Origin of the sequence: Actinoplanes sp. NPDC051633, from assembly GCF_040681735.1 — a bacterium.
Classification (GTDB): domain Bacteria; phylum Actinomycetota; class Actinomycetes; order Mycobacteriales; family Micromonosporaceae; genus Actinoplanes.
Map to the genome: position 1 here is coordinate 1 of NZ_JBFAZH010000676.1, position 4,324 is coordinate 4,324.

Below are 4,324 nucleotides of genomic sequence, written 5' to 3' on the forward strand. Positions count from 1 at the left end.
CGGGCGCCCGCGCCCCCGCCCCCGTCATGGTGGCGGCCGCCTCGGTCGCGGTCGCGGTGCGGCGGCGGCCGGCGATCGGGACCGTGACGATGGGCCCGGGCGGCTGGGTCAGCCTCAAGCGCACCGGGTCTCCCCCGCTGCGCGACGGCGCCCGCCGCCCGTGGTGGGCGCATGCGCTGCGGGCGCACCGGCTGGTCGTCGAGCCTTGACCGGCCGGGACCTTCGACCCTGACGGCTCGGGCCCGGCTCGGAAAGGCTGGACCCGAGTCGAGGAGGAATGATGCGGCGCTTCCAAGCCTGGCGGGGATTCACGGGTACGCGGCGCTCGGGCTGCCTTCGCCGCTCGCCGACACGCAACCGCCCGGCCGCGACGTGATCGACCGGGTGCGGATGCAGTTCCGTGAGCGGGACCTCGTGGTCTGCTGAGCCACTCAGCTCGGGTGCTCGCCGAGCAGGCGGGTGGCGAGCACCGCGGCCTGCGTCCGGCGCTCGAGCCCCAGCTTGGCCAGCATGCTGGAGACGTAGTTCTTCACCGTCTTCTCGGCGAGGAACATGCGCCCGGCGATCTCCCGGTTGGTCAGCCCTTGCGCGACGAATTCCAGGATCCGCCGCTCCTGCTCGGTGAGGGCAGCCAGCTCGCGCGGCTGCTCCACGCCGTGCCGGATGCGCTCCAGCACCCGCTGGGTCACCGCGGGGTCGAGCAGTGACTGGCCCTCGGCCACCCGGCGGACGGCGTCCACCAGGTCGGTGCCGCGGATCTGCTTGAGCACGTAACCGGAGGCGCCGGCCATGATCGCGGCGAACAGGGCCTCGTCGTCGTCGTACGAGGTCAGAATGAGTCCCTTGATCGTCGAGTCGATCGCCCGCACGTCGCGGCACACGTCGATGCCGTTGCCGTCGGGCAGGCGCGCGTCCAGCACCGCGACGTCGGGCCGCAGGGCGGGGATGCGCCGGGTCGCCTCCTGGGCGGAGGCGGACTCCCCGACCACCTCGATGTCCCCGGCGGCGTGGAGCAGGTCGGCGAGGCCACGACGGACAACCTCATGGTCGTCGAGCAGGAACACACGGATCATAGGTACTTCTTACCCCGCGCGGGCGTCGGCACCTAGGGCCCAAGGTCCTGCCGCACCCTGGCGTTGTCCGGTGGTCTCGCGGAGCTGCTAGTGATGCTGGCCGGTCCGGCCCTGGGCATGCCGGTGGCGCTGCTGTGGGTCAATCTGCTGACCCACGGCGTCCCGGGCGTGGCCCTCGGCGCCGAGCCGGCCGAGTCGGACGCGCTGCGCCGCTCGCCCCGCTCGCCGCAGCAGTCCGTGCTCGGTGACGGGCTGGTGCGCAGCGTCTGCGACGGCGGCGCTCGCCCTCATCCGGCGCCGGGATCCGGCCGGCCGCGGCGCCGGAGGAACACACGCGTGATGCGGGCGACCCCGTACTCGTAGACCATGGCGCCGACGTTCGAGCCGGCCAGGAAGATCAGCGCCTCGTCCGACGTGATCGGGCCGCTCACCAGGGCGACGCCGAACGCGCCGAGGTAGTACGGCGCCTCCTTGACCAGCTCCGTGCCGACGTACCCGGTGGCGGCCGCCCACCGCCGGGCCCGCACGCTGTCGCTGAAGCGGCGGACCAGGTCGTGCGCTGCCTTGGAGAAGACATTGGTGCTCATCCCGGTCGTGGCCAGCAGCACGGAGTTCGCCCGCACGTTGGCCCGCATCCCGAGCGCCCATGCGGCGTAGCTGAGCACCAGGACGGCCGGCAGCCAGCGGTGCCCGAGGTCGGCCAGCAGACCGGAGGCGACCAGGCCCACGCCGGCCGCGGTCGCGATCAGGTCGAGGGCGTAGGTCGCCACCACGGTGGCGAGGACGGAGGTCCCCCACCGGGCTCGTGCGGTCGTCTCAGGCATCATTGATCGAGAGCCGTTCGGCGAGGATGCGGATACCTCGTCAACGCCGATGCGCTGTCGTGGTTACGACCGGGAGATCGCCGCAAGCAGGCCGGCTCGGGACGGTCCGGGCAGCGGATACCGCGGCGCGGTCAGCCCGAGAGCGAAGATGCGGTCGCGCAGCGCAGGGTCGGCGAACACCTCGTCGGGCGTCGTGAGGAAGGACCCGACCGACACGTACGCCCGCAGGACATCCTGATCGCGCAGCGCGGCCGCGAACAACGCCTTCGCTCCGGCCCACCGCCGGTCGTCGGTCCGGTACGGCACGCCCGCGATGTCGCCGTCGATCTCGGCCAGCCGGTGCGCGTCGAAACCGGTGGTCGCGCGGTAGAGCGGCTCCACCGTACGCGCGGTGGCTTCGTCGAAGCGGCGGACCAGCTTGTCATGCTCGGCGGCGCCGGTCTCCCGCAGCACGTCGCGCAGGACCCGGGCGTGGATGATCGCGAAGGAGGCCCCACGGCCCAGCGACGGATTGGTGCACGCCCACGCGTCACCGACGGCGACCACACCGGTGGCGATCGGCTCCCCGTCGACGACGAACCGCCGCAGCCGGTCCTCGATGCCGGCCATCACGTCGACGCCGGTGATGGGTTCCGCGTCGGCCCAGTGCGCGGCGAGCGGGTACTCCCGCAGGGCCGCCGACCACGCCGCGGGCTCGCGGAGTGCCCGCAACGCCTTGTCCTTGGCGCTCGCGGTCAGCACGACGCTCCAGGTGCCGTGGTCAGCCGGCAGGGTCAGCAGGGTGATCGAGTCGTGGGTCTGCAGGATCACCGTTTGCTGCTCGGGAAGGTCGTGCGCCGTGAAGTGGCGGCTGTAGTAGACGAAGCCGGCGTCGGCGCGCTCCTCGGCGGGTGGCGCCGCGCCGGCCTCGGTGAGCCAGGCCGGCAGCGCCGACCTGCGGCCACCGCAGTCGACGACGAGGTCGGCCTCGACCGTGCCGTCCGTGGTGGTCACGCCGGTCACCCGGGGTGCCGGGGTACGGCCGTCGGTGCGTACGCCCGTGACCCGCACGCCGCGGCTTACCCGCACCCCGCCAGCGGCGCCGGCCAGCGCGGCCTCGAGCACGGGGCGGCGGGCCGTCACCGTGTCGAAGCGAGCGTCACTCTCGCGGATCTCGCCGCGCAGCTGCGCGGGCAGCGCGGTCAGCGGATTGAATGTGGTGGCGCCGACCGAGAGCACTGCCTCCGCCGCGTCCGGGAGCTCGGCGCGCAGCTCCGTCCACCATCGGGGCAGCAGGTAGTGCGGCTGCCGGAACTGGTTGACGCCCGGCCTCTGCCAGTCGTCCCACGGCCGCCCGGCCGGGGATGCGAGGTCTCGTTCGAGGACGGTCACGTCGTGACCGTCGCGGTCCAGCATCATCGCCGTGGTGAGGCCGGCGATGCCGGCGCCCAGGATCACAATCTTCGCCATGCCGTGCAGCCTGCGGCCCGGCGTTGCTCACTTTCCAGGTCAGACGCTGCTCATCCGCCGACCACCTGCTGTCCGGTTTCGGTCACCCAGAGCCGGTCGGTGAGCTCGTCCACCGCCTTGGCGAGATGCCGCCGGTACGTGCTGAACGGCAACCCGAGCACCTCAGCCGCCGCCTCCTGGCTGGGCGCCGGGCTGAGATAGGTGCGCTGCAGCACCGACCGCAGCCGGTCGCCCCGGGGCAGCTCGGCCAGACCGTCCACGGCGGCGCGCACCGCCGACCGGACCGCTGCGGGGTCGGCGCCCAGCGAGGTGCCGGCCAGCGCGCACGAGGCGAGCCGCTCGGGCCGGTGCAGCAGCGGCAGGGCTGCGCGGACCGCGGCGCCGAACTCCTCCCGGCTCAGCGGCAGGGGACGCCGCATCGACTGCGGCGGCAGCCCGGAGCCGCCGGACTGCTCCCGTTCGTTCATAAGCTCGAGCCAGGCGTCGACCGGGAACCGGCGGAAGTCGTTGCCGTACACGACGTGGCGCCGCCCGTCGAAGGTCACCTCCAGCACCTCGCGGAAGGCCAGATAGTCGAAGAACGGGCCCCAGAAGTCCGGGTCGACGGTGGTGATCAGACCCCAGGCGAGCGGGCGGCCGCACCACTCGATGATGGACGAGACCGATCCGACGAAGACGGCGTACTGGTCACTCTGCGAGCCGTCGCGGCCGGACAGGAACCGCGCGATGTCCACCTGCTCGCCCGGCCGCAGCGGCGCGGTCGCGGCGATGTGCGCCAGCACCGCGCGGACCACCGGGTCACGGTCGTCCAGCGTCGAGCCGGAGGGGCAGAACGTGTGGTACACGAACCCGCCGACGCCCTGGGTGGTGCGCAGCACGCTGGCGCCGCCGGGCCGCTCGGCGAACCACTCGCGGGCGTAGGCGGCCGACAGCGGGCCGACATGGTCACCGATCTGGGCGACGATGCCGGGCAGTTCC

The 4,324-nt window shown here is 73.2% G+C and carries 4 protein-coding genes and 2 pseudogenes; 2 read left to right on the forward strand and 4 right to left on the reverse strand.

Annotated features, from left to right (window positions below; translation table 11 throughout):
* Nucleotides 1-209 (forward strand): annotated as a pseudogene (locus AB0M20_RS29480) (hypothetical protein); the annotation flags it as partial.
* 222 nt (nt 210-431) lie between these two features.
* On the opposite strand, the gene AB0M20_RS29485 reads toward AB0M20_RS29480, so the two are convergent.
* Nucleotides 432-1,073 carry a response regulator transcription factor gene (locus AB0M20_RS29485; protein ID WP_364303580.1) on the reverse strand — a complete coding sequence of 214 codons (642 nt, stop codon included), beginning with the start codon at nt 1,071-1,073 and terminating at the stop codon, nt 432-434.
* Between the two features lie 93 nt (nt 1,074-1,166).
* On the opposite strand from AB0M20_RS29485, the gene AB0M20_RS29490 reads away from it, so the two are divergent.
* Nucleotides 1,167-1,436, forward strand: a complete 270-nt coding sequence (locus AB0M20_RS29490; protein ID WP_364303581.1) for a cation-translocating P-type ATPase C-terminal domain-containing protein — start codon at nt 1,167-1,169, stop codon at nt 1,434-1,436.
* Here AB0M20_RS29490 and AB0M20_RS29495 read toward each other — a convergent pair.
* The 3 genes and pseudogenes from AB0M20_RS29495 to AB0M20_RS29505 all read right to left on the reverse strand — a co-directional run.
* Nucleotides 1,361-1,897: a hypothetical protein gene (locus tag AB0M20_RS29495; protein WP_364303582.1), complete on the reverse strand. Its 537-nt coding sequence runs from the start codon at nt 1,895-1,897 to the stop codon at nt 1,361-1,363. The two genes, AB0M20_RS29490 and AB0M20_RS29495, sit on opposite strands and share 76 nt — an antisense overlap.
* A gap of 63 nt (nt 1,898-1,960) precedes the next feature.
* Nucleotides 1,961-3,346: an FAD-dependent oxidoreductase gene (locus AB0M20_RS29500; RefSeq protein WP_364303583.1), complete on the reverse strand. Its 1,386-nt coding sequence runs from the start codon at nt 3,344-3,346 to the stop codon at nt 1,961-1,963.
* A gap of 50 nt (nt 3,347-3,396) precedes the next feature.
* A pseudogene (locus tag AB0M20_RS29505) lies at nt 3,397-4,324 on the reverse strand (ATP-binding protein); the annotation flags it as partial.